The organism is Paenibacillus spongiae, from assembly GCF_024734895.1.
GTDB lineage: Bacteria > Bacillota > Bacilli > Paenibacillales > Paenibacillaceae > Paenibacillus_Z > Paenibacillus_Z spongiae.
The window spans coordinates 6,809,674-6,834,086 of sequence record NZ_CP091430.1; the positions used below are offsets into that span (position 1 = coordinate 6,809,674).

The 24,413-nt window shown below is 43.6% G+C and carries 19 protein-coding genes and 3 pseudogenes; 7 read left to right on the forward strand and 15 right to left on the reverse strand.

The genetic code is table 11. The annotated features are described in order from the left end of the window. Positions 1-506: 506 nt before the first annotated feature. The 3 genes and pseudogenes from L1F29_RS30585 to L1F29_RS30595 all read right to left on the reverse strand — a co-directional run bounded on the left by L1F29_RS30585 (position 507) and on the right by L1F29_RS30595 (position 4,141). Positions 507-1,118: an FMN-binding negative transcriptional regulator gene (locus L1F29_RS30585; RefSeq protein ID WP_258385776.1), complete on the reverse strand. Its 612-nt coding sequence runs from the start codon at positions 1,116-1,118 to the stop codon at positions 507-509. A 77-nt stretch (positions 1,119-1,195) separates the two neighbouring features. Continuing rightward, positions 1,196-1,406 (reverse strand): annotated as a pseudogene (locus L1F29_RS30590) (DapH/DapD/GlmU-related protein); the annotation flags it as partial. 350 nt (positions 1,407-1,756) lie between these two features. Beyond that, entirely contained in the window at positions 1,757-4,141 is a 2,385-nt protein-coding gene (locus tag L1F29_RS30595; protein WP_258385777.1) for a polyprenyl synthetase family protein, read from the reverse strand. Between the two features lie 1,740 nt (positions 4,142-5,881). On the opposite strand from L1F29_RS30595, the gene L1F29_RS30600 reads away from it, so the two are divergent. Continuing rightward, complete coding sequence (locus L1F29_RS30600) at positions 5,882-5,935, forward strand: hypothetical protein (RefSeq protein WP_258389862.1); 54 nt, start codon at positions 5,882-5,884, stop codon at positions 5,933-5,935. A gap of 311 nt (positions 5,936-6,246) precedes the next feature. Here the strand turns inward: L1F29_RS30600 and L1F29_RS30605 are convergent, their stop codons facing one another. Both L1F29_RS30605 and L1F29_RS30610 read right to left on the reverse strand, forming a co-directional pair. Next, positions 6,247-7,632: an extracellular solute-binding protein gene (locus tag L1F29_RS30605; protein ID WP_258385778.1), complete on the reverse strand. Its 1,386-nt coding sequence runs from the start codon at positions 7,630-7,632 to the stop codon at positions 6,247-6,249. Between the two features lie 379 nt (positions 7,633-8,011). After that, entirely contained in the window at positions 8,012-9,607 is a 1,596-nt protein-coding gene (locus L1F29_RS30610; RefSeq protein ID WP_258385779.1) for a glycoside hydrolase family protein, read from the reverse strand. A gap of 791 nt (positions 9,608-10,398) precedes the next feature. Here L1F29_RS30610 and L1F29_RS30615 point away from each other — a divergent pair. Next, entirely contained in the window at positions 10,399-11,418 is a 1,020-nt protein-coding gene (locus tag L1F29_RS30615) for a LacI family DNA-binding transcriptional regulator (RefSeq protein ID WP_258385780.1), read from the forward strand. A 1,303-nt stretch (positions 11,419-12,721) separates the two neighbouring features. On the opposite strand, the pseudogene L1F29_RS30620 reads toward L1F29_RS30615, so the two are convergent. The 3 genes and pseudogenes from L1F29_RS30620 to L1F29_RS30630 form a co-directional block, all read right to left on the reverse strand. Next, positions 12,722-12,931 (reverse strand): annotated as a pseudogene (locus tag L1F29_RS30620) (IS110 family transposase); the annotation flags it as partial. 294 nt (positions 12,932-13,225) lie between these two features. Next, complete coding sequence (locus L1F29_RS30625) at positions 13,226-13,708, reverse strand: cysteine hydrolase family protein (protein ID WP_258385781.1); 483 nt, start codon at positions 13,706-13,708, stop codon at positions 13,226-13,228. Positions 13,709-14,189: 481 nt separating this feature from the next. Then, positions 14,190-14,837, reverse strand: coding sequence for a P-loop nucleotide/nucleoside kinase family protein (locus L1F29_RS30630; protein ID WP_258385782.1), 648 nt, complete (start codon positions 14,835-14,837; stop codon positions 14,190-14,192). Between the two features lie 199 nt (positions 14,838-15,036). Between L1F29_RS30630 and L1F29_RS30635 the strand changes: the two are divergent. Further along, positions 15,037-15,135 (forward strand): annotated as a pseudogene (locus L1F29_RS30635) (YitT family protein); the annotation flags it as partial. Positions 15,136-15,209: 74 nt separating this feature from the next. Here L1F29_RS30635 and L1F29_RS30640 read toward each other — a convergent pair. After that, on the reverse strand, positions 15,210-15,899 hold the full coding sequence (locus L1F29_RS30640) for a TetR/AcrR family transcriptional regulator (protein WP_258385783.1): 690 nt from the start codon (positions 15,897-15,899) through the stop codon (positions 15,210-15,212). Positions 15,900-16,047: 148 nt separating this feature from the next. Between L1F29_RS30640 and L1F29_RS30645 the strand changes: the two genes are divergently transcribed. Further along, positions 16,048-16,806 (forward strand): SDR family NAD(P)-dependent oxidoreductase, encoded by a 759-nt coding sequence (locus tag L1F29_RS30645; RefSeq protein ID WP_258385784.1) that lies wholly within the window; start codon positions 16,048-16,050, stop codon positions 16,804-16,806. A gap of 342 nt (positions 16,807-17,148) precedes the next feature. Continuing rightward, positions 17,149-17,439: a hypothetical protein gene (locus L1F29_RS30650; protein ID WP_258385785.1), complete on the forward strand. Its 291-nt coding sequence runs from the start codon at positions 17,149-17,151 to the stop codon at positions 17,437-17,439. Between the two features lie 94 nt (positions 17,440-17,533). Here the strand turns inward: L1F29_RS30650 and L1F29_RS30655 are convergent, their stop codons facing one another. Continuing rightward, positions 17,534-18,109 (reverse strand): dihydrofolate reductase family protein, encoded by a 576-nt coding sequence (locus L1F29_RS30655; RefSeq protein ID WP_258385786.1) that lies wholly within the window; start codon positions 18,107-18,109, stop codon positions 17,534-17,536. A 187-nt stretch (positions 18,110-18,296) separates the two neighbouring features. Further along, positions 18,297-18,881 carry an imidazoleglycerol-phosphate dehydratase HisB gene (gene hisB / locus L1F29_RS30660; RefSeq protein WP_258389863.1) on the reverse strand — a complete coding sequence of 195 codons (585 nt, stop codon included), beginning with the start codon at positions 18,879-18,881 and terminating at the stop codon, positions 18,297-18,299. A 398-nt stretch (positions 18,882-19,279) separates the two neighbouring features. Here hisB and mraY point away from each other — a divergent pair, with 398 nt between their 5' ends. Both mraY and L1F29_RS30670 read left to right on the forward strand, forming a co-directional pair. Then, positions 19,280-20,230, forward strand: a complete 951-nt coding sequence (mraY, locus tag L1F29_RS30665; RefSeq protein ID WP_258385787.1) for a phospho-N-acetylmuramoyl-pentapeptide-transferase — start codon at positions 19,280-19,282, stop codon at positions 20,228-20,230. 415 nt (positions 20,231-20,645) lie between these two features. Next, positions 20,646-21,260: a helicase-related protein gene (locus L1F29_RS30670; RefSeq protein WP_258385788.1), complete on the forward strand. Its 615-nt coding sequence runs from the start codon at positions 20,646-20,648 to the stop codon at positions 21,258-21,260. 117 nt (positions 21,261-21,377) lie between these two features. Here L1F29_RS30670 and L1F29_RS30675 read toward each other — a convergent pair whose 3' ends face one another. The 4 genes from L1F29_RS30675 to L1F29_RS30690 all read right to left on the reverse strand — a co-directional run bounded on the left by L1F29_RS30675 (position 21,378) and on the right by L1F29_RS30690 (position 24,308). Next, positions 21,378-22,553, reverse strand: coding sequence for an MFS transporter (locus L1F29_RS30675; RefSeq protein ID WP_258385789.1), 1,176 nt, complete (start codon positions 22,551-22,553; stop codon positions 21,378-21,380). 79 nt (positions 22,554-22,632) lie between these two features. Beyond that, complete coding sequence (locus L1F29_RS30680) at positions 22,633-22,944, reverse strand: ArsR/SmtB family transcription factor (protein ID WP_258385790.1); 312 nt, start codon at positions 22,942-22,944, stop codon at positions 22,633-22,635. An 87-nt stretch (positions 22,945-23,031) separates the two neighbouring features. Then, positions 23,032-23,412 carry a tyrosine-type recombinase/integrase gene (locus L1F29_RS30685; RefSeq protein WP_258385791.1) on the reverse strand — a complete coding sequence of 127 codons (381 nt, stop codon included), beginning with the start codon at positions 23,410-23,412 and terminating at the stop codon, positions 23,032-23,034. 35 nt (positions 23,413-23,447) lie between these two features. Continuing rightward, entirely contained in the window at positions 23,448-24,308 is an 861-nt protein-coding gene (locus L1F29_RS30690) for a helix-turn-helix transcriptional regulator (RefSeq protein WP_258385792.1), read from the reverse strand. Positions 24,309-24,413: the final 105 nt, after the last annotated feature.

A 24,413-nucleotide genomic window follows, 5' to 3' on the forward strand; every position in this document is an offset into this window, starting at 1 on the left:
GCTGGTAATCTTGACAAGCTATTAGCTGGTATAGCTCAACGAGGCTGCCGTCATGCCGGCAGCCTCGTCCTGGTTCAATTTTTATTGGGCTACCGTGGGTTAGTTTAATAAACAATCGGTCACGGATCCATTGGATTTGGAGTATTCACCATATTATATAACCACCAAAATAAAAGTAATAGGATATAACAAGTTATTATTATTAAAATAACAATAACTTTACTTTTTAATTGATTCTTCATTTATTACCTCCTCCGCAAAAGTATGGTTCCTTTCTATACGAGTAATTAGAAGGGTTTGTTGCGTTAAACTGTCCGATAGTTTAACAAAGAGCGATGCTCCTACCGCGGCATTGGTTCACGCTCGCCTACCCGCTAGTTGAGAAAAGGCTGCCACCAGAAGCCTTTTCATTATTGGACTATAGAGTCCCGACGTGTTATTGCACTAGCGTAGCTGCGTCACACACCCCAAAACCTGCCCTTTATCTTAATAAAATTCTAAAGTTATTATTCTTTTAGCTTTGCTTTCATAAGAGAGGCAATCTTCTGTTCGTCTCCATTCTGAATCCGTTCCAGTTGATTAATGACAAGTTCTTGCCGCTGCACTGGATGGTTTTGGCTTAGCTTTGCTTTTCCCTCTATCTTGTTGATTCTTATTTTGAATCCTTGGATACCTTTATTCATCCCAGCGATAAAGTCTGCGTCTACATCTTGCAATCGATATGAACTATCAGGGGCTTCATACTTCAATACCATTTCATGCAAGGAATCCATTAGCTCTTTTTCATCATCTATAAGTTTGACTTCGCTGTATACATGAACAGTCACATAATTCCATGTTGGAACAGCCTTATTTGTTTCATACCATGAAGGAGAAATATAGCAATGCGGACCATGAAAGATGGCTAAGATAATTTGATTGCTAATATCCTTCCACTGGGGATTCGGTCGTGCAAAATGCCCATATAAGTATTTGTTCTCCTTATCCAAAATTAAAGGTAAATGAGTAGCAAAGGGCACTCCATTTTGTTGTGAAATCAGTGTTGCAAAGCTATGTTCTTTGATAATGTCGTAAGCGACTTTTATTTCATCAATGTGAAAATGTGCAGGAATATACATGGCTTTTCTCCTCCATTCATCTCTTATAATAAAAAATCCGCGATAAACGCGGATCCGGTACGCTATATGATTTGCTCTTATTTAGAATTAAACCGCGGGTATCTATCTTTATCCGCTTCAGTAATTTCTCGAATTACTCGGCACGGATTCCCTGTAGCGATTACCCCTGATGGTATATTCTTAGTAACGACGCTGCCGGCTCCAATAATCGTATTGTCTCCGATAGTAACCCCTGGTAATATAGACACTCCTCCCCCCAATCCATACATTGTTTCCTACGGTAATGGGACAGTTTGGCGCGACTTTTTTTAGCTGTACAAAAAAAAGCAGATTGCCCGCTGCAATCTGCTCCATTCCACCCGATGACGATCTTATCTGAGGCCATAAACTGATTTAGATACTTGATTGAAGGCAAGTTTTCCTTGAATAAATCAAGCTCTGTTATCTCATCTTTAGTACGCCCGGCCGAATCCGGAACGCTCCGGGCTGACGCAGTCGGTTGCGGCCCGAATCGGTCCGTCCGGGACTGGTCGCGGCGTCCAGCTGCAGCTCTGCTCTTCCCCGGAACACTCCCTTCCGGCGCGGCCGCCGACGGTTCCGGCAACTCATTCCCGCTTTCCATGACCAATAGTAAACCGTCAACAATCCCGGCTAATGATATAAGTCAGCAAATGTTTCAAAAATACGGGATTGCGCGGCAGCTGTTTCAGCTTCTTCATGGCGAGGCAGTAGTGCTCCCACATCTCTTTTTTGGCGCCCTCCCTGCCTAGGACAGTCACGAAAGTCGAGGTGTTGTTTTCAATGTCTTTGCCGGCGGGTTTCCCAAGTACATGCAGATCCCCTTCCGCATCAAGCAGGTCATCCTTGATCTGAAAGGCAATGCCCGCATGATAGGCAAATTTGGTTAAACCAGCAATCTCCGCCTCCTCGGCTTTAGCGAGAATGGCCGGCATGACCAGCGATGCCTCAAAGGCGATTCCGGTTTTGTAAAAACATATGCTGTTCAATTGCTCCAGTGTCAGCACTTTTCCTTTGGATTGCAAATCCATCGCCTGGCCCGCACACATATCCCCCGCCCTTTGGGATGAATATTGCATCAGGGCCACCACGACTTTGGCATCAAACCCGTCCAGGGAAGCCTGTTCTTCTACCGCCTTTTGAATCAGAAACAGGCCGGTCAATTCCGCGGTGGCGCTATCGTGCACCTCGTGCAGGGTTGGACGCCCTCTGCGGACGGACGCGTTGTCCTGCGACGGCAAATCGTCGAAGATCAGGGAGGCCGTATGCATATATTCCAACGATCTCAGCAGCGGAGCGATCGCGGCTGGCTGAAGCCCGTATTCCTCGACTCCCATGACCCAGGCCAATATGGGCCGCAGTCGTTTGCCGCCCCCTTCGAGACTGTAATTGGCGGAGTCGATCAACGCCTCCTTCATCGGCGGAATCCCGTCTTGCTTCAGAATGAGCAGCAGACTGTCGATTTGTTGGCGGACCGTTTTGACCTTATCAAGAAACTGCTGCTTTTCTCTCCGGTCGTTTTTCAGAACGGTCACCATCTGATCCCGGAGCAGCTTGTCGAAAAAATTCACATCGTCCGCTCTTCTGACCATTTGCTGGACAAGTCGATTGAATTCCGGAATTCCGGAGGCGAATACGCCTACGATTTCGTTATACGTTTCCGCGCCTACGCGCTGCCTGCATCGTTTTAAACCGTTGACGGCACGGTCGAGAATCACTTCCCGGGTTTTGGCGTCGGCGTCATACACGTGATGGATCAAATGCGAGATGACCGCCCAATACAGCTCAAAGGGATTGATCAAGTCCGGACGCTGGCCGCCGTAGGTCAAATAATACGTAAAGGGCGTCACCGCCCCGGCCTTCATATCTTCAAACATATCCGCAAAATCGTCGGCAAGCTGGTTATAGATGCCGTAATAAAAGGTTCGCTGGTCGAAGCCTTCGTCCGCAGGGGCATGAATGACAGACCGGACAATCAGCCGGGAAAAGGCGGATTTCAATATAATCGGCACATACAGCTCTTCGTTCGTGTAGTCCGGATTCGAGAGCTCCTTTGTCCGGTCCATATCCTGGGCATGAAAAAATATATAGGACTGTTCGAAAAAAAGGCGCTGCGTTTCCGGTCGCTGATGCCTCTTAATAAACGCGTAAGCGTCCCGAAGCTCGGCGTGAACGTACCGGATCATTTCCTTGTTCGGTTCGGTCAATTTCCCAAGTTCCGGCACGGTTCCGGTGAGAAGAGAGGTTCGGATCATGCGGCCATACTGTTCTTTTTCACGAACGGTTAAGACGGGGGAATCAAGCAAATCGTCAATAAAAGGATATGTCAAGCCGTACGAATACCCGAGCCGAATCGCTTCATCCAGTCTGCGCGCACGCTCCGCAGGCGGTGTATGGTCGCCCATCTCTTCGATGACATGCAGAACAACTCCGGTAATGATTTTGATTAGCTTGCGCAGCGAGTGCTCAGCGTTCATTTCCTTCGGAATGTGCGCGGAAACGGTTTTTAGCTTGTCGATTACCCAGATTACGGCGGTTTCTATCCCTTCCTTCCGGGCCCAACGGTACAGCCCGGCCAAGCTCATAAACTCCGGCTCTGCCCTCCCGTTTGCCGCCGTGGAACGAATCAAGTAGCTTTTGACGTCGGCGACTACCTGCTGAATCCGGGTTTGGGTGGCGGGAGCATTCAGTAACTTGCCCAAATCCCGCATGAAAATATAGGAGACGCTACGATCCAGGTAACCATCCAATTTGCCCGTATGGATCAGCCAGCGTATATAGTTGTGATAATCCCGGGAATCCGGTTTTCGAATGGCTTGTGAGAAAAAGGACAGTAGCGAATTGCTGCCCCTATGGCTTTTTTTCCACAATTGAAAGTCTTTTGTCAAAGCAGGTACATAGGTTTTTTCCTGGACCTGCTCGTATAGCATTGCAAAATATTGAGCCGCCTTTCGCTCGGCCAGCCGATACCACAGATCCGCTTGAAGCGTAATTTCCTCATTCATAGGACAGCTCCCTCGACTTCTGTTGTTGTTAAACAAGAACCCCTAAAAGGGATTAGGTTTACATTTCTATACGTTGAAAGTCGGGGTCGGGTTACGAAATCGGCTGAGTTGGAAGGTTTTCCCTGCGTTTTTGCGGGGTTGGCTTTGCGTTTTATGGTCGGGTATTCCGAGGGTGTCATTCCGATCCTGCCGCATAACGCCTTGGAAAAACGTCGAGCTATCTGCTGCTTTTACCCTCGCCCAGCTCATCGTAAACGGTTTGAATTTCACGAAAAAAGGGGTCTCCACCATCGGGAAAACGTGGGTCGCATTCCAGAAAGCCAAGTGCCCGTCAGGACGAAGAACCTGCCATGCCTTGGTGTACCGAACTTCAGGATCGATCCAGTTCCAAGCGGTCGCGGCGAATACCGAATCAAAACCTATTATCTTCTGCCCGTTCACTCCTAGCAGTAGATCTGTACAAAACCCGTGTGACCCACCGCGGCGGTGGATCCTTTTGCTATTTTATTGAGCTATCTCCCCGTTGCGCAATAAATATTAGTTACAGGAATTAATAACGAAATTATTTTTCTCAGTGTGGCATCAAAATAACTCAACCGTAATCGCTTAACTAACGGGACACGTTAGTTCAATGCACCACGGAGCAGTCTGCACCTTGCAGGTGGGAAATAATATTTATTTAGAAGAAGTCAGGTTTGCATTCTTCAATGGCATCTATATCATGAAAGTAAATTGAAGGATTCACCGTACAAATTATGCATTGTCTATCTAATTTGCGAAAGGTAGGCTAACAGGATGAATCATGTAAAAGGATTGGATCTCGGAATCCCTATCGTAGATCTCGAAAAATCCGTAAAATGGTATGAAACGCACTTGGGGTGTGAACTCATAGGTTAAATTACAGGTACCGCGGCTTTGCGGCTGACACCCCATCAAGTAATCACTCTCTTTTCACCAGAAGGGGAAAAGCCGGGCAGTTATTGGTATCCGGGAGAGGACTACAAGGAGAATGACCTGCAGGACCTCGAGCTTATTTGTGGGGGGGGGCGACAGGGCCCCACACACAACTCTTGCTAAATTATAGGGGATTGTGTGAGGATCAGTATGATATTGTGGCCTACTATGTTCACCGACTTGGAGATGATAAGGTCGGTTGTGGTGGAGTTTTTCCGGGGGGGGAGAGCCGCTGCTTTCGTCACTGCAGATGCAGGGCGGTATACGCTCACTCATGAACTTGGCCACGTATTACTCGGTCCAGCACACTCGAATGACCCCAACAACCTGATGTATACTCCGACACGGACAGATCGTGTTCCGGCTTTAAATCCAGATCAGTGTGATATAATTTTTAATAGTCCGTTTGTAAAAAATAAAGAAAATAGATACATACTACCACTACGGAATCATGGTCCTAACAATCAGTAGTCCTGGATCCGATGGCCGTTACATTTGCTGCACTCTCTACGGACATCAAAGAATCTAGCAAAATATTCACCGCGGCAGTTCCCAATAAATAGATATTTTTCAACGTAAGCGTAAACACTGATTTTTTGAAGTAAAGCGTTAAAGCGTTGTTGGTTTCTGGTTATCTTGTCCAATACCATGATTTAATTTTCGTGTGCAATCAAGATGGCTCGGCAAGGCGGTTGGCTAATCCACACAGGAGACTGGTGGTGAGGCCTGTGGAAGCAAAGGACGTACTAAGGGTTGATGATACAATTCGGCAGCTTAATTGTATCGATGATCGCACTAACGGTCACGATCGTCCTTGCGTTAAACCACAAAAAGAAATAAACCGTCCTGCTACCTGGTAAGTATGCGGCGGTTTATTTCGTCCATATAGACCTGTGAGCCAGCCCCCTTGGAGGGTTACTGTGATGCACAGCCCGGATGTTAGCGCATCCGGGTTTTATTTTTCCCAAGGGGCCGTTAATATATTCAGTTTATCATAAGCGTGTTACTGTTTCCAGTTCAGACGGTTGCACCATTAAAGGTGCAACGCAGGACTTCTCTCTCCTGGATCCAATGGCCGTTAGGATCTCGATCGTATTCAGCACTTTCGTCGTTGTGAACACATTAGGGATGCCCTCTTCTTCCGACGCCGTCTATTTCTTCTGTTCGTCCAGCAAAGCTTGGGTGAAGGTGGTCATATGATCCAGGAACGCCTTCGGTTCGAGCGTGCCGGCCATCACTTCCGCCCATTTCGTGTCGAACTCTTTGGCGTTGTCAACCGGAATGTAAGGCGGCAGCTTCGGCGTATTCTTGAGCACCTGTAATGCGAAAGCGATAACCGGATCTGTCTCCGCTTTGGCTTCGAGATACGGGTTATCCTTGATGCCCGAAATCCAGCCTAAATGCTTCTGAAACGATTCGGCCCCGGCCTTCGACGAGGTCATCCATTTCAACAGCGCCCACGCAGCCTCTTTATTTTCTTTCTTGCCGGCCGTCGTCAGCGAGAACGACCATCCTCCGATCCACAGCGATTCCATCGGCATCGGCGCGATTGTCAGATCCGGGTTTAGCTCCAGAAATCCCCACAAGAGTGGCGTTACATGCGGCTCCATCAGCGATTTACCCGCCAAGAGTCTTCCGGTATTTTCCGGCAAGGTGGAATGTAATTTGGCCATCCGCTCATCGTCGATGTTCTCCCGTTTGAAATCGACGATCCACTGCAGCGCCTCGACAATGACCGGATCATTGTAAGTAACTTTATTTTCCGCCTCGTTGAAGTAGTTGGACGCATCCGCGCCGTTCAGATAAGCCATCGTAATCAAGCTGTTGTTACCCCCGTAAATCTCATTCGGGGCGAACGTCGTCATCACCTGCTCCCCGTTCTCTGTTACCCAGAATTTTTTTAGAAAATCGCCTAACTCCTGCAGTGAATTGATCTCCGGCAGCTCCGTGAACCCGTATTGCTCCAGAACGTCGTTATTGATCGCTAGCGCAAAGTTCGGGTCAACCGAGACCGGCAGTGCCCATACAGCCCCGGTAGAATCGACGGATCGCTTATAGGCCGGCTCGTAATAGAGCTCGGGCGTAATATCGGGACTCTTGTTCAGGTAAGGCGTCAAATCCTCGATCATACTATCTTTGCGCAAGTCGGCGGCTAGAGCGTTCGATGAAATCACATCCGGAATCTCGCCAGCAGCGATGAGTGCTGCGAGATCTGCGGTCGTCTGCTCCATAAACGTGACTTTGATATTCGGATAATCTTTATTAAAGTCTTCGAACACCTTGGCAAAATGTTCTGTATACATTCCGCCCCAAACAGTCAGTAACTTAACCTCGCCTTTCAGATCAGCCAGATTGACGGCAGGTTCACCGCCATCCTTTCCCTCATTGAGCTCGTTGGCCGTCCCGCTGTTCGTTTCCGTTCCGGATCCCGGTTCTTCGCTCGCGTTGTTCCCGCCGCAAGCCGCTAGCATCGCAATCATCAGCATAACCGCACATACAGCGCCGATCCATTTAAATCCCCTGCGATACGTTTTCATCCTCGTTTAACTCCTCCAATTAAGTATTTGTGTTTCCGGTCGAATCACGGTGATTGGCCATCAATCGTCATCGCGATTTGAATCGGGATATGTGAATCATTCTGCGAGTAATAATGCTGCAGCAGCTGACACCCTCCGCTTTACGGCAAATCGATCTCGTATTCCTCCTACTGCTTTTCATCGAGCGTAAACCGTATCCGATTTGCTCCAGCCTAGTCCGAGATGGCGACGCCTGCGGGAGCTCTTTAAAAATCGGCAGCGCGCTGCTTAATATGAGGACCGTCGGCATCCTTGGCGCCCTGTTCCCTCCACTGCTTGATGACTTGCGAATAGAATCGGTTCCGTCAATGCCACCACCGGAATCGAAAGCCTTTCTGGTCTAATCTATATTCATTTCCCAAGCACGAAAGGATTCGCATTCAGCCACACCGTCAGAGACTACGATTCCAACACGCCCGGTAAAGGTTTCTGGAACATAAAAAGTCTGAACATAATAATCATCCACATACAATTCCATGAAATCACCTCGTGCCAGGATTCGAATCGTATGCCGACTTCCATGCCTCAAATCAGATGCATTGGCATGTCCGTAGGGGCCAGCAGTATCCTGACAATCGAAAGCCAGTGTACCCTTTAAGGGTCCTGAACGACCGTCTACAAGTCCCATACCGCTATAAATATCTTTACGGAAGTTATAATCACTGATCTTGTGATCCGAATATTGGATATAACCCGTGCGCGTTACTCCGTGCGTATCTACCACCATTGCCGTTCCGCTGTTTGTCCCGCTTTCCATATAGATTCCAATATGCGCTGCATGGTGATGAGTTTCGATTAGTGTTCTGCTCTCGCACAATTCAACATTCCCTTCAATAATGAAGCCTTTTTGTACGTCGAACATCTTCTCGAACATTAGAATGATTCCGTCTCGGCTAGCTTGAATAATGAATTTATCCTTCTCTAGGCGATAATGATCACGTTCGCCTTTAACTTGGGGCAAGGGATGAACGATATCAAGTTTACTTAATCGTGTTTCCTCCCCCTTGGCTGCATCGTTACCTGACCAGTATCCCAAGCGCAAGTGTCCATCTACATTCAATAGACGTTTGAATGGTGCAATAGTGAAGCTTTGACTAGGTACTGCAGGACTCGTCCCCTTACATAACCAAGTTGCGCACAGAATTCCCTCTGGTGAGTGAATCGTATGAGAGAGCCACGTGATTTCGTGATGCGATGTCCCACAAAGCCTGAACATCTCTCTGTCCGGAACATAAGGTCCTTCCGGCTGATCAGCAACAAAGGTATATAGGGAATACCCTAAGCTATCCATGTACTGACGTCCTGACATATTCAGATAATATTTGCCGTTCATCTTCTCGCAAAAATTCACTTCCATATGATGCGGAGGCGTTGTTCCCCAATGAATTACAGGCGGAGGAAGTATTTCCCACTCCAATCCATCTCTGCTCTTTAACATCCCGCATGAAGGCGGTCCAATGTCGTTGCGCACTTCACTAGAGATATATCCAAAATAAACTTCATTTCCATCAGCATCCACATCATCGAGAACAACGATTTCATCCCATCTCTGTTCATAATAACGATTATCTATACCTACATCGTAAGTGTCACCCAAGTGTTCCCATTCCAAGAGGTTCCTGGATCGATATGATTTAAAATGAATACCTTTCTGTGGATTAGTGCAGGTAGGGTGGTACATAAAATAATCTCCAAATCGATGAAAGCTGAAACCTCCATGACTTCCAACGATAGGAAGTGTATCTTCACAGAACAATTCCCAATGAACTCCATCTTTTGACTTGAACAGATCAATCGCATACGAACTATTATTCAATTCGTTTATATTGGACCTCACATTAAACATGGCATAATAATGTCCTTCATAAAATAAGGTGTAATTTTCCCATGCGGCCTTGTACGGGTTCTTATTCAAGTCTATTACTTTGATATACAAAACCATTCCGCTCCCTTAATTGAAATGTAATCGTATTAAACTGAAAATAATCAGGTCATAGTTTTTATAGTTAAAAAGAGCTTTTGCACTGACCCCTCGAATCGGAATATATCGTTGCCGTTAATCCGAATATCCGCTCCATCATATTCAATGTAACCGCTTGCGATATGCTCGCTAAAAACATATCCGCAGAGCACTGCCTTGCCTCCTCCTTAACGCCTTCGTTCACAAATTCCACAGGAACTCGTTCGAATGCATCCTAGTCAGCAATTGTAAAATGCACACAACAACCTTCATCCTGAGAGTTTTCAAAACACCGATATCAAATCTTCTATAGGATTCACCCCACTTATTTAATAGTTAGAATTTTACTTTCATCTTTCCATTAAAATTTAGTAATAACGTTTTAATTTACCTTTTCGATTATAGCCGACTTAACGTTGTATCGCAATCAAAAAGTGAACGAGATTATTTCGACCTGTTTTGCCAGAACGGCATTAGGACACGATTAATTCGGTTGTGAAAATTCTAGCTCATCGACCGTAGGAAATGCCGAAAATCCATGTTCATTTCTCATCTTGTAGATGATTTTATTAAAAATGCGCAGAAAATATTGAAATTCAATAAAAAATAATTTATCGTTTTAACTTTAAAACTGATGTTTAATAAAAACTAAAATAAACTTTTGTTTTTATTCCTTGTAATTGGAAAGAAAGCTGTGAAATTGACGTTATATTCTCTCCTCTGATAAAATCAAATGAATAACGTTATAAACTAAGGAGCGGCAAAGAATGACGACTATTTTTGATGTAGCAAAAATGGCCAATGTATCGATCGGTACGGTTTCCAGGTATCTTAATAATAAAAAACTCCGAGAAGACAACCACAAAAGAGTGGAACAGGCAATTAAAGAACTAAATTATAAAGTTGATAACAGCGCCCGGACATTGAAGACTAAAACTTCCTATACAGTTGGTTTTGTTGCGTGTACTCTAAATACCGTTATCGTTCTAGATATTATTCAAGGTTTAGATACAACGCTGGTTGAATATGGTTATAATTTAATTGTAGCTTCTACCCTGAACAATATTGAACTTGAAAGAAAAAAAATCATGTTGTTAGAACAAAAAAAGATAGATGGCTTAATTTATATGGTCCATCAACAAAGTCATCTTTTGCTTGAGGATTTAAATCGGTTACAGGAAAACGGTATCCCTGTAATTCTGGTGAACTGCGACATACCGGAATTCGAGTGCGACAAAGTTTTTGTTGACAATATTAACGGCACGTATAATGCCATTGAATATTTAATTAATCAAGGACACCGAAATATTGCTTGTATGTATTACCACAACAATGAGTCTACAATGACAGAAAGATACGAGGGCTACAAGCGAGCGCTTCAGGATTATAATATACCTTTAAATCCCAAATATGTTATTGAAGGCCCATACGACCGTTCCGGAAACGTTATGGATCAAATCGAAGCCCTTTTCAAGATGGACAACAGACCATCGGCTATCTTCACCTCTTCCTTCGATTATACTTTCATGGCTATGGAGGTATTTAAAACACTGAAGATGGAGATTGGAAAAGACATCTCCTTCATCGGCTTCGATCAAATAACGTTCAATCATCTATTAGACAAGCAGATTTCAACAGTCAAAGAACCAAGTTACGAGGTCGGAGTCGTCGCAGCCAAAACGTTGCTGAAGCGGCTTGAAAACAAAAATGATCCACTTAAAATATTTAGACTAAAAACACAAATGGAAATAACCGAATCCGTTCAAACTTTCGGTTCCATGATATAACTTCCATAGGGGTCTCAACTAAGAACAAAAGTTGAAAAGAGAAAAGTTGCAGATCCCAAATACTTAACAAATGATTCATTAATGAAGAAGCATAACAAGGAGTAAGGTTTAAGTATTAATTTAGAAAATGAGAGTCCGTCAAGTTACACCTTTTTTTAATGAAAACTGCTTCTGGATGGCTCTGAATTACCGTTAATCGTAAGCTTAATCCGTTAGCCCAAAATTGTGTGACTGTTACAATTCATCCAAACCTAATCGATCTACCAAAATGTCTCCATCTTGGAGCTCGAGCACAGCGTGTTCAGATTTATAGTTCCATCCATTGCTAATGGCATATTGAATTAACTTTGCACAAACCCTTTGGTTGGCAAAGATTAGTTTCTCAGTTGATTAGTTGATTTTCCAAGTGAATTAGACGGGGAACCTCATGCTCCAGGATCCGATGGCCGTAAATCTTGCATAATATCCGCCGCGGCAGCCAATAAAGAATAAATATTATCTTCAACGAAAGCGTAATAAGATACTTTTATGCTCCCGCGCCTTCGCTTGGGCTACGCCCTCCTCCAAAACAAATCCATTCCCTTTCAATCTATCGTTTCTGTCCTTGTTATCTTGTCCTATAAAGTGGACATAATGCTAGAAAGAAAATCAGTGTGGATAATTATACTGTTACGAACGTTTGTCCACAGCCAAACGAGTAAAGGAAGAAATGCCTTGCGTTTCACATATTTAAAACATTCTCCCCACGCCCACCCCTACATTTACGGTGAATTGAACGTAGATTTAAGAGGCACCAGGATACTACCCAAAATTAATAAAGTCACAATAATTTGCTTCACTTTGATCCCTCCACAACTTGTTGTGGTTATTATTCCATCTTCACTGTTAGTATTAAACTCCCTCCCTCTATGGAGAATCACTTTTCTCTTAAATACTTACATTTTCTTAGATTTTGACCCAAGTTTACTACTTAGCAGATAACATTTAAGTGGAACGAAGTTGCAGAGGAAGAAATTTATGGGGCCATTGAAGTGCAAAAAAGTCTCCACCTAGACCACTCGTTTTAAAAAGTGGATGTTGTGGTAAAGTATGGTTGCACCCTTGGATCTCCACATGAGCTCATGGCGGTCTACCCTCCCACATCTCGCAGAGTCTACGCTCCCACATTCCTTCATTCAACCTGTCCATGAGGTGGAGGTCAGATATGCTGCCCGGCAGGATCTTCGTCCGTATGTTAACGCCGTTCCGACTCATCCGTGCTTCTTGTTATCTTTTTCCTTTTGTCTTGGGTCATGATCTTGATTTAAGCTGCTAGTGGAAATTCTGCACACTGAGGGATATCCTGCATCATCTTCTCTTCCCTGAACTCATGTCCTTTTTTCAATATGCCGAATAGGATACGAATGAGTTTGTTACACAACGCAATGAGAGACTGCATCTTCTTCAATGGGTTTTTAGGGCGTTTGGTGTAATACTCATGCAGTGCTCGGAAGGCTGCGTTTTTAGCAACCAGCGATAAAGGCTTAGCATTTGGATCGCAGACTTGCATTCCCAATCCTTAAAGACCGTTAGAAACTCTGGAAAATACCGATCCAGCCAGTTATGGACGCGTGCTTGCACGACACAAAGGTCAGTCGAATGCTGCCCGTTAGCGTAATGAAAAATGGAGCAGCTGCAAGGTGCAGACTGCTCCATGGTGCATTGAACTAACGTTACCTGTTAGCTAATCCGAAATGTCTCTGGAGACACGAGGGGCGGATATCTCGAAGTGTGAATATGGTATTCTATTGGGTCCATCACATCATTCTTAAATTAAATATTGGATAGCCGGATATGATATTAAATTTCTATCTCTATACATGGATGCTATGGCATCGCTATATGTGCTTAATACTCCGTTCTGCAAAATTACAGGTTTAAAACCTCTTTCAACTGCTCCGTTATAAGTAAACAAGACGCAATGTTCTGCAGCATTTCCGGAAATGATTAAGAATTCAATGCCTTGGTCTACTAATATTTGATCGAGTTCTGTTCTCCAAAATGCGTTTGAGAATTCTTTAGTTAAAACTAAGTCAGTATCTTTAATTTGAACCTCTGGAATTGTACTATATAAGTCTTTATTTAATTCTAAAATCCCTTCAATGTCTTGAATGTGAATGATCACGTGACTTTTAGATCGAAGTATGTCAGCTACATAATTGATGTACTCGCAAGCCCTATCTATTACTTTCTTTTCAATACCCTGTAGATGGATTGCTTGCATATCAATAATTAGAAATCCAATTTTCATCGAAGTTGCTCCTTATAAATGAATTTATAAGCACTTGCCCCAATTGCATATATACCTAAAAATTCGCGAAGTGATTGAACTATCATGCTCGTTACTTCAATAAACCAAAAGCTCCCACGATGACAAGCTCCTCCACTATCGTTATCCGATAGCTTAATGTTATCTATCCGCAACTTGAATACTATGTTCTTTAATTGAATCATCCGAAATAATAGCACTGTTGTATCGAATAGTCCAGTATGAATCCTGTCATCGGACTGGATGTTTCCAAAGGAGAAAGTCATGCGCAAGCATTCACAGATCGAGGAGTGCCACGCGGGAAGACCTTTCAATTCTTTCCGGAATACCATGGTGTGTTTGGAGACCTGTATACGAAGATTTCACTTCGTTTTCTGCCCTTTACCCTACGTCTCAATCGGTGCTAAACAGGTCCCTGAGCGAGATCATGGCTGCCGCGGCAACCTGCTCTTTGTTTCGTTCATTATTGCTCATGATCTGAATTTGTAAATAATGTCCCTTTCCATTTATCTTCTATCCAAGCTTTTACCTTCTCCGCTGTTTCTTGCACAGTAACATTAGTAGTATTGAGCAATTCCATAGGCGGAGTGACTGAATTTATATTTTCCTTATTCCAGCGGTTAAAACCCAAGTGGTGGTTTATGATATCTTCATTATCAAACCCTCTCCATGAAGGTCTTGCTCTTAAACGTTCAGCAAGTACGGCATCGTCACATGTTAAAGCCAAATAATGGATTTCTGAGAAATACCTTCGTTCCTTGCAGTTTTCAAACTCTTCCGGGATTGTTGTTCCGAATAATACGACAGGTTTACCGTTAAGCGAAATTGTTTTAGCGACACGCAGACAGAGTTCTCTGAAGTTCCCGGTAATGGAATCACTCCATAGTATATCGCCTTCAATAACTACAGCATCCTTTAATTTTGATGTGAGTGCTAGGCAGATAGTTGATTTTCCCACACCGCTGGCACCTGTAACGACAAACAATGGAAGTCGGAAGAATCGGTGTGCGTGTCCGCAGTGCGGACAAATGGCAAAAGCCTCAAAATTATTAATCGGCTGAATGGACTTTTCTACATGGTATTCCCCACATTGAATACAAACATTAAACAATACGAATCCACCCCTTTTTTAAGAAATGATAGGTAAAGGCATTGAGAGGATAATTAACGGTGCGCTCTCATATCTAGTATTATAAATTGGTCTTTAGATGATGATCACAATATCACTGACACAGTCTATGTGAAAGCCATTAGCGTAATCTGCCCGTTAGTCAATCAACGAGGGAAGCGTGAAAAGAATCCGCCGCGGCGGATTCGTCTTTGGTTGGGATCATGCGATGTACTCGCTTATTGCTTACTATATCGCTTTCAAAAAGATCGATATTACGATTGAAGGGTATCACACGTCTGGAAGAAGCGAAGCTTAAATCGATCGTAGGCCCATTCTGCTGAGTTGCCTTTTTTATTAGGTCTAATTGCGAGGCTACGGCCGTAAGTATTGCAAAAAAATCTGCTTCAAGATGAGCAGCTGCTGCTCAGGCTCCGTCTCCATGTGAGGTAACAGTACATTGCGCTGGGCGGACAGCTTCTTGGCATATGTGCCAAAATTGTTCGATATCGTCGATAATGTCTCATGTACCGGAAGATCCGGCCGAATCGATCCGTCGCGGCGCCCTTCCTCAAAGATTCGTGAATAAAACATTATTATTTTATGGGACACTTCCTCATAAACACCGATATCCTCTAATGGCTCCGGCATCAGGGATTGATAACTTTCAAAAGCCTCCAGAAGCTTCGTGTTGAAGCTGTGTTCTTCTTGCGTGTAGGAGATAAATAGATCCAACAGCTGCTCCACTTTCTGAATACAACTGCCCTCTCCATCCGCGATCGCCTCAAAAACCGGAATTTGCGACTCGACCATCTGTGTCACCACAGCGACAATCAGCTTGTCTTTTTTTGGAAAATGGCGAAAAACCGTCGCGATCCCGATATGCGCTTCACGCGCAATGTCCTGCATCGTTGCCTTCTCTATGCCTTTTTGGAGAAAAACACTTTTGGCAGCTTCTAGGATTGCTTGAATGCGCTGATTTTTCCCTTCCTGCCGCTCCTTTTCCCATCTGCTCTTGGGATCCATCGTCATCGTTTCCCTCTCTCCGTCCTGAATTGATAGCATCCTATCAGAACCAATCCTGGTTGTCAATGCTACCTATGGGACTAAGCGGAGTTTGAACTATTCCGGATGAAGTGATATCATGAATATCATAGTGATAGTATAACTATCATTACTGGAATCATATTTCATATCAAAGGAGATTATCTATATGACAAATGCAAAGCAAGTAGCCGTAGTCACTGGTGCGGGAAGCGGAATCGGCCGGGCAACAAGCCTGAAATTGGCGGCAAACGGAGCAACGATTGTCGTCGTTGATTTCAATCAAGCGACCGGGGAAGAAACACTTCAACTCATTAAAGATGCTGGTGGCGAAGGCATGTTCGTACAAGCGAACGTTGCTCTTCAAGAAGATGTTCAAAACTACGTGAACAAAGCGGTTGAAGCCTATGGCTGCATCGATATTTTCTTCAATAATGCCGGCGTTCTGCAAACATTCGCCCCGCTTGCCAATATCGAGGAAGCCGAGTTTGACCGGATCATGTCCGTGAACGTAAAAGGTGTATTCCTTGGGCTGAAATATGTACTTCAAGTCATGGAGAAACAAGGCAGCGGCGTCATCGTGAACACCGCTTCAACAGCCGGTATTCGCAGCGAACATAGTATGGCTGTTTATTCCGCCAGCAAACACGCGGTGATCGGACTGACGAAATCGGCGGCACTGGAATATGTGAAAAAAGGCATTCGCGTCAATGCGATCTGCCCTGGCGGGGTTGCTACTGCATTAACGGCTGCGGTACCGGAAATGATCGCAAGAACTGGTTATGTGCCGGAAGAATTGCCAAACATGAGAATGGGCCGCTATGCAGAGCCTACGGAGATTGCCGAAGTTGTCGCATTCCTCGCTTCTCCGGCATCCATCTACATGACAGGCTCTATCGTTGCCGCAGACGGCGGATTGACGCTGTAATCTCTCACTAAAGTAATAACGGCTGTTCCCGAAGGTCTTCTTCAGACCTGACGGGAACAGCCGTCTTATCGTTATGTCAGATTGCCTTTGGCATCGGTTCATAATATGTGATATCCCAAGCCAGAGAAATCACTGTTTCAGATGATGTTTAACCCATGAAAACAGGTACAACAGCATCCGTGGCAACTGTCCCCTAATTGCGCTATCGTTCCTCGTTAGTTTAAGCCCATAATATTGCTTTTAATCCCTTACCGAATTTATCTGGTTTTGGGGATTAAGTTTTGGTAACATTTGTGGAGTTAAAACAGTCTAATATAGAAAGTAAGGGGGAGGTATCACGTATTGAACAGCAAATTATTATTTGCAGTACTTATTTGTATCGGCGTTGTGATATCGGGTTGCAACAATTACAAAAGTAATGACTTTACAGTGTCCGGTAAAATCACCTCAATCGATGAAAACAACGGTTATGTTTATCTCGATAATAGGTCTAGGGTAATTAAATATAAGGACTACAATGAATTAAAGGTTGGGCAATCTGTCAAATTTGTATTATACAGCACATTAGAAGATGATGCCTGGGTTATTGAGAAGATAAAAGTAAAGTCTGTTGAAATCCTAGATACTCCTTAGACATCAATACAAAATTGTGAAGTCCAATGGCTACACTTTCAGGACCAGCAGTGCACTAAACTGACTGTTAGCGTAATCACCTTAAGTGACAAGGTCATCTTACCGTCTGGTAAACGAGACCTATGGCTCCAGAATCAAAGGTCTTGTTTTCGATTAGCTTAAGATTGATCTTCTCCTTGAGACCTTGGAATAACGGCAATCCCTTACCGATCAGGACGGGAGAAACAGTAATTTTATACTCATCAATTAAATCAAGCTGCATAATGTGGTGTGCGAACCTAGGACTGCCGAGGATGACCATATCCTTGCCTGGCTGCTGTTTGAGGTTATTGATCTCTTCCTCGACATCTTCTTTCACGAGTCTGGAATTATTCCATTCGACTTTCTCCAGCGTCGTGGAAAAAACGATTTTGGCTGTCTTTTCGATCCACTCGGCATGATTCCTTTCATGCTGCGAAGCTGATGGGTTCGAAGGTACAGATGGCCAGTAACTGTGCATCATCTGATAAGTCCCACGTCCCCAAATGACAGTGTCGGCAGTACTCAGAATTTCTTTCGCGTGTTTCTCCAAATCAGCATCGTAGGAAACCCAGCCAATGTCCATTTCACCATTCGGCCCTTCTACAAAACCGTCAAGCGATGCGTGCAGAAATAGAACGAGTTTTCTCATTTTCAGTTCTCCTTTGTTCATGAGGGATATCTACATTATACATTAACTACATTTTAGCAGAATTCAACTTGGGTTGTTTCTTATGGATTGCTAATCCCAAACCTGCCCGTTAGCGTAATCGTCAGATGTCCAATGAAACAAATTCCCCCCATAATTTTTTACACGTAAGCGTCTATACATATTTTTTTCATAATGATAACGTACCCTTCGTAGACGGAATAACATCGCCTGTTATCCTAATTGCTTTCTTCAACGCATCGCCGAATGCCACGAAAATTGCCTCATTTATATGGTGTGTATTTCTGCCGTATTCCAAATTGATGTGCACGGTTATCCCGCTATTATGCGCCACAGCGACAAAAAACTCTTCGGTTAATTCGGTTTCAAACTCGCCCGCTCGTGTTGACGGCATTTCCACGTTAAACACTAAAAAAGAGCGATTAGATATACTCAAATCCACTAATGCTAAGCTCTCATCCATAGGTATACGCGAACTACCATAACGGTTTATGCCTTTTTTATCACCTATAGCCTTTTTGATTGCTTGCCCCAAGCATATTCCAATGTCCTCAACCGTGTGATGCCCATCTATCTCTAAATCACCTTTGCATTCCACATTTAGTTTTATTCCTGCCCTAAAAGCAAAAAGCGTGAGCATATGGTTAAAGAATCCAATTCCCGTGTTGATGTTACCTTCACTGTATTCATCGAGATTAAGCTCCAGTTTAATTTCTGTTTCTTTTGTTTTTCTGTTAATTAATGCCTCTCGCACCATAACAAACTCCCTTCTTAACTGAGGTATTGCCTTTTTGGTATTGCTAGCCGAATGAATTCGATTAAGACCACATACTCATTCTTTATCGCTTTACTTCTCTAATATATTATCGTATTAAAGCGATAATGTAAAGTTATGTAATCGGTCAGCCACGCTAAACTTCCCGTTAGCTCAATCGACGAGAGAGACATGAAAAGGATCCGCCGCTGCGGATCCTCTTGCTGTTTTATTGAACTATCGTTCCTCGTTAGTTCAACGACTTATACCGAAAATATGAAAAAAAGCCAAGCAAACCTTCACTTTAACGAATGTAAAACCTTTCGTATAGTTGATTTTGAGATATATCTAAATCGTGCAGGACATTTCATTATATGACAAGGAAGGGTGCTTTCAGAATGGTTGGAATCTTGGGTATATCCGGTCTTTCGTTTTTGCTTGTGGCATTACTTACGCCACTACTCATTTGGGGACTGCGTAACCTGAAGCTAACGCAGCCCATTCGCTCTGAGTTACCCCCTGACCATCAAGCTAAGCAAGGGACACCATTGATGGCTGGCCTCATTTTGCTTATTGGTGTGGTAACGTCTCTACAATTTCACCCTGCACCATTGATGATCTTTTTGTGCATTACGTTTCTCTTATTCAGTTCTGTTGGTTTTATGGATGATCTCAAAAAGGCAGTGTGGCAAGATCCAGCAGGCATCTCTGGACGGACGAAACTTGTGTTTCAATTCGCATTTACCGCTATTCTGCTTATGACTTTGTTCCATTCGTTTTCGCTGACGAGCGATATTTCGTTGTTCAATGGTTTTCAGCTACACTTGCCCGTTTATGTGTACATAGCAATCATGTTACTATTTGTGGTTGGATCAGCTAATGCAATCAATTTTACAGATGGTCTAGATGGGCTATTGATTAATGTTGCCATCCCGACTTATTTTTTCTTTTTCTTAATCTCAGACAAGCAGGAAGTACAAACATTTTCGCTCGTAATGATTGGCTGTCTACTCGGATTATTTCTCTATAATATTTATCCCGCTAGAGCATTTATGGGGGATACTGGATCGCTAGCAATTGGAGGTTCACTCTCCATCTTAGCGGTAATTGAGAAGGTAGAAATATTAATCCCAATTCTGTTTTCAGTTTATCTGGCCGAAAAATTTTCGGTCATCCTGCAAGTCTATTACTATAAACGCACGAAGTTGCGACTATTTAAAATGGCTCCGATTCATTATCATTTCAGTTTGAAGTATGGCTGGAGCGAGAATAAGATTGTCATGGTATTTGGTTTCATTTCTTGGGGGTCCGCTCTCATCTGTTGGTTTATTTGGAAATTTGCCCTCTAGGCTCGCCCTGTGTCCCGTATTGGGTGATTCCTTGGATTCGAAATCGGATTCGGCTGATGAGAAAGCAGGCAGGATCCGATCTGGAAATGAGCCAATTCTAATTTACTTGGATTTTTCTAATTGGAGTTATGGCGCGAAATCTAGTAACCTTCCTGTATAACCTTTTTTTCTGCTCCTCTAAACGGCCTGAGAACCCGTCAAGAGGAGATCCCTGCAAAACACCCCTTTTTTGGGCTGAGGATAGGGGTAGTCCACAGAATTCTTTTCAAAAATGAGGCATGACGAAAAAATGTAGTCCGTTCTCCCTTAAGAGGCGGGCTGCATTTTTTCGAGTAGTTTAACCATCCGCTTTGCATTTATAAGTTACGTTGCTATTATTCAATGAATAAGAAGAGCAGGAAGGATGACTGATATCGTGAACATTACTGAAAAACAGATCGTCGTATCCTTGGAGCCCGAATATGAAAATGAATACTTGAACCTTTTGAATAATTACTTTACGGCTTCCGAGCGAAATAGCCGGGCCTCCTCCATTCATGAAAAAAAACAGCTCATGGCGATTAAAGAGCAAATGGCGCTTATGTGCAACCAGAATCCGCAAAAAATGAACATGCTGAGGTCCATCATCCGAGATGTGAGTGACAGAAGGGAAAAAGCGATCGTCATCTCCAAATCGAATGCCGTCACCGCCCTGTTATTAGACGAGCTTTCTGCGGACGAGGACATCAAGGGCGTTATTATTATTACGACACAGCTTTCCATTCATGAGGCCAATGAGATGATTGACAGATTTAATAAAATCCCGGAATCCACCGTTCTGCTTATTACGGATTCCGTCAACACCGGTCTCGACGTTACGGCGGCAAATCATCTTGTGCACTATGATTATCCGGCCCGCTACTCTGATATTCTGCAGCGCAACAACCGCATATCGAGACAAACTTCATATCATAAAGAAGCGACCATATATTATCTCCTAACGTCGGGCAAAATCGACGAGTTCGAATATCGGGAATGCCGGAACCCATAGTGTAACGCTGCAGCAAGGCTGCCAATCAATTCCGCGGCAGCCTCATGCTGTTGTCTGATCCTACTCAATCTTTGTTTATACTGCTAAATTGGAATTTAACTATCGTACCCGTTTAATTTAACGTACGTTTACTTCCCCTGCGTTCGATGTGGACATTTTTATTTTTAACAAGATCAATAAGAAAGCAAGCAGTGTAAACATAATTCCGCTCCAAATGAGTTGATGGATGCCCAAGTGAGAAATAAACCATCCACCGATAGAAGCCCCTACAGTAATCCCAAGATTGGAAAATGAGACAAACAAGCTGTTGCCGAATTCTGGAGCTTCTTTCGTCTCAGTCGTTAACCACGCTTGACTGACAATAAGCCCGCCGGAATGCACTGCCCCCCAAATAAATACGATAACAACCATCGGAAGGAAATAAGAACCCAGATAATAAGCGAATAAGTAAATTACTACATATAGCAAAGGAAACATGATGACTGTCTTTGTAATGCTTTTATGCACAAAGCCCCCAAATAAAAAATTCCCAAAAATCATGATTATACCGAAGGCCATCAGCATGATACTAATCCATGACCCGTTCATATGTGTTACTTGTCCAAGATATTCAGCAAAGTAGCTGTACACCGAAAACATAGCTGCAAAGATAAAAATAATGGTCACGATATTTAACCACAATTGAGGTTTGCGTAATATACCAAGCTGCTTGCCATAAGACATTCTTTCCTTAACAGGCATGGAAGGAAGCCAAGCTAGTATCCCTACAAAGGCAATCATGCTTACAACAGCTCCGAACAGGAAAGCGGCTTCTAACGAAATCTTTTCTGCTAGATAAGAAGTCAAAGGGACGCCAAAAGCAAACCCGACCGTTATACCGGCGAAAACCTTTGTGACCGCTTTAGTGCTTTTTTCTGGAGGGACAAGTTGGGCTGCTGTCACAAGTGCAACTGAAAAAAAGACGGGATGAAAAATAGCAGGGATAATACGAAAAACTAGCATCACATCGAACTTGGTCGTATACGCATAAACTATATTCGAAATCGCAAAAATAAGCACAGCTGATAATAGAATGACTTTACGATTAATACCGGATACGAGCAATGTCAGGAATGGACCTGAGATGGCAACGACGAGAGCAAATATACTTACAAGCCATCCGGCCTGTGAGGTCGATATATTAAATTTTTGAGTTACCTGGGGCAGAACGCCTATAATACCCATTTCCGTTGTAATAATGCCGAATACACCTAAAGCCAGAATAATAATAAGCAAAGGGTTAACCTTTTTCATTTTAAATGTAAGCCTCCATTTGTATTTATATATATAGATTTGTAGATGTAAAATGCAAAAAAAAAGACCTCCTTACCGTCTATAGTTTCTTTTGGATGTACTCGGAAAATTGTCGTATAGTCTTTTCGTTCCGACGATAGTACGTCCACTTCCCAATTCGCTCAGATTCCAACAACCCAGCTTTTTGCATCGTCAACAAGTAACTCGAGATAACAGACTGTGCAAGTCCCGTTTTAGCCTGAATATCTCCCACGCAAACACCAATTCGAAAATTGAGACCTTGTTGTAAATAAAGTTTCTCATCAAAGAATTCCTCTGGATTCTTTAACCACAGCATAATTTGACTACGCGTCTCGTTAGACAAAGCTTTAAAAATCTGTAAAGGTTCCATAAAGATCATTATATCTATTTTTATAGATTTGTAAATATTAAAATGTACTGCGAATAGCGGTGGATCTCAAAGGCGAATCAGCCGCTATTATATGCTAAAAAATCGGCGATAAAGTTCTCTTCGGCGCTCGCCGCGGAACTGAGCATAGATTTGCGTGGTTGATGCTTGGCCCAGCATACCTTGGATAAAATCTAGAGGTGCACCGTTATCAAGTAATTGACACGCATAGGTATGCCGAAAGCGATGCGATACGAATAAGGCTTTACAGGAGTCTTCACGGCTGTTTAGGTTCTTCTTTAACCATACTTTGCACTCTGTCGTGAAGTAAACTTCTCTCTGCTTTGAACCCTTGCCATTAACTATTGCAGAGCAGTTTTCCCAGTTGGGATTTGAAGGTAGGTACGTCTCTTCATAAGCGTAGCGGAAAAGGGAATGAATAAAACGCTCGGATTTTAGGTTAAATTTCAACTAACGTTCTCCGTTAGCGCAATAAACTAGCTTCACTATATAATACGGTTTTCCGAACTGTCCCTAAAAGTCTGGGTGCCCATAAAACTTTGCAAACGGGCAGCCGTATCCTTTGAAGCGGTATAAATCATGATCTTCAGCTCCGGATCGGTCGGCGGCTGCAAGGTTACATGTTCAAATTCCATCTCTCCGATCCGAGGGTCTGACCAACGTTTGTGGCAATCTGTAACAACCTGAACGTCATGCCGCGGCCATGTCTCACGGAATAGCTCGCTAATCTGCATAAACTCTTCAATAAGCTCCTTAAACCTCGCATCATTAGGAAAGTGTGCGTAATCTGCACGAAAGCGTGCAATCATGACCTGCGCTTTGGCTTCCCAATCCATATTTTTCGATTTAAGCGAGGTGTCCATTAAAAAACGCCTCAACCAATTGGGTTTCTGTTGCAAATCATTTGAGAATGCCGGCAATCCTAACACAATCTCTGCTGCTTGGTTCCACAGCAACAAATCCCAACTTCTTCCCAAAATGAATGCAGGATTCGGTTCAAGAGCCATAACCGTTCGCTCCAAACCGACATTCAGTGCTTGTTCGTCTACTTTTGCCTGTTTTATCGGCCTTGCCAGTAGATGGAGATGGCAACGTTCATCCTCAGTCAAATTCAGCGCTTTTGCTATATTATTTAGTACATCCTCTGAAGGATTGATATTTCTGCCTTGTTCCAAAGAGGTATACCAGGATGTTCCAATATGAGCAAGCTGGGCTACTTCTTCCCTTCGAAGTCCGGGCGTACGACGTCGTCCATAGGATGGTAACCCGACTTCCTCTGGAGTAAGTCGTTCCCGACGCGAACGCAAAAATTCACCTAACGATATGCTAGAAGAGATACCTTCCATTGACTACTCCTCCTTATCCTGACACTGCCAATCATACGATAAACACAGTAAGGAAGCCACTTGCGCATTCTGTCATACTGCCGTTATAGAATCTGAAAAACTCAG

Excerpts from the sequence above, each read along its gene's own strand:
- L1F29_RS30690 (WP_258385792.1), bottom strand. The coding sequence starts at position 24,308 with ATGGAAGGTATCTCTTCTAGCATATCGTTAGGTGAATTTTTGCGTTCG.
- L1F29_RS30680 (WP_258385790.1), bottom strand. The coding sequence starts at position 22,944 with ATGGAACCTTTACAGATTTTTAAAGCTTTGTCTAACGAGACGCGTAGT.
- L1F29_RS30645 (WP_258385784.1), top strand. The coding sequence starts at position 16,048 with ATGACAAATGCAAAGCAAGTAGCCGTAGTCACTGGTGCGGGAAGCGGA.
- L1F29_RS30625 (WP_258385781.1), bottom strand. The coding sequence starts at position 13,708 with ATGAAAATTGGATTTCTAATTATTGATATGCAAGCAATCCATCTACAG.
- L1F29_RS30605 (WP_258385778.1), bottom strand. The coding sequence starts at position 7,632 with ATGAAAACGTATCGCAGGGGATTTAAATGGATCGGCGCTGTATGTGCG.
- L1F29_RS30615 (WP_258385780.1), top strand. The coding sequence starts at position 10,399 with ATGACGACTATTTTTGATGTAGCAAAAATGGCCAATGTATCGATCGGT.
- L1F29_RS30640 (WP_258385783.1), bottom strand. The coding sequence starts at position 15,899 with ATGCTATCAATTCAGGACGGAGAGAGGGAAACGATGACGATGGATCCC.
- L1F29_RS30675 (WP_258385789.1), bottom strand. The coding sequence starts at position 22,553 with ATGAAAAAGGTTAACCCTTTGCTTATTATTATTCTGGCTTTAGGTGTA.
- mraY (WP_258385787.1), top strand. The coding sequence starts at position 19,280 with ATGGTTGGAATCTTGGGTATATCCGGTCTTTCGTTTTTGCTTGTGGCA.
- L1F29_RS30595 (WP_258385777.1), bottom strand. The coding sequence starts at position 4,141 with ATGAATGAGGAAATTACGCTTCAAGCGGATCTGTGGTATCGGCTGGCC.
- L1F29_RS30655 (WP_258385786.1), bottom strand. The coding sequence starts at position 18,109 with ATGAGAAAACTCGTTCTATTTCTGCACGCATCGCTTGACGGTTTTGTA.
- L1F29_RS30585 (WP_258385776.1), bottom strand. The coding sequence starts at position 1,118 with ATGTATATTCCTGCACATTTTCACATTGATGAAATAAAAGTCGCTTAC.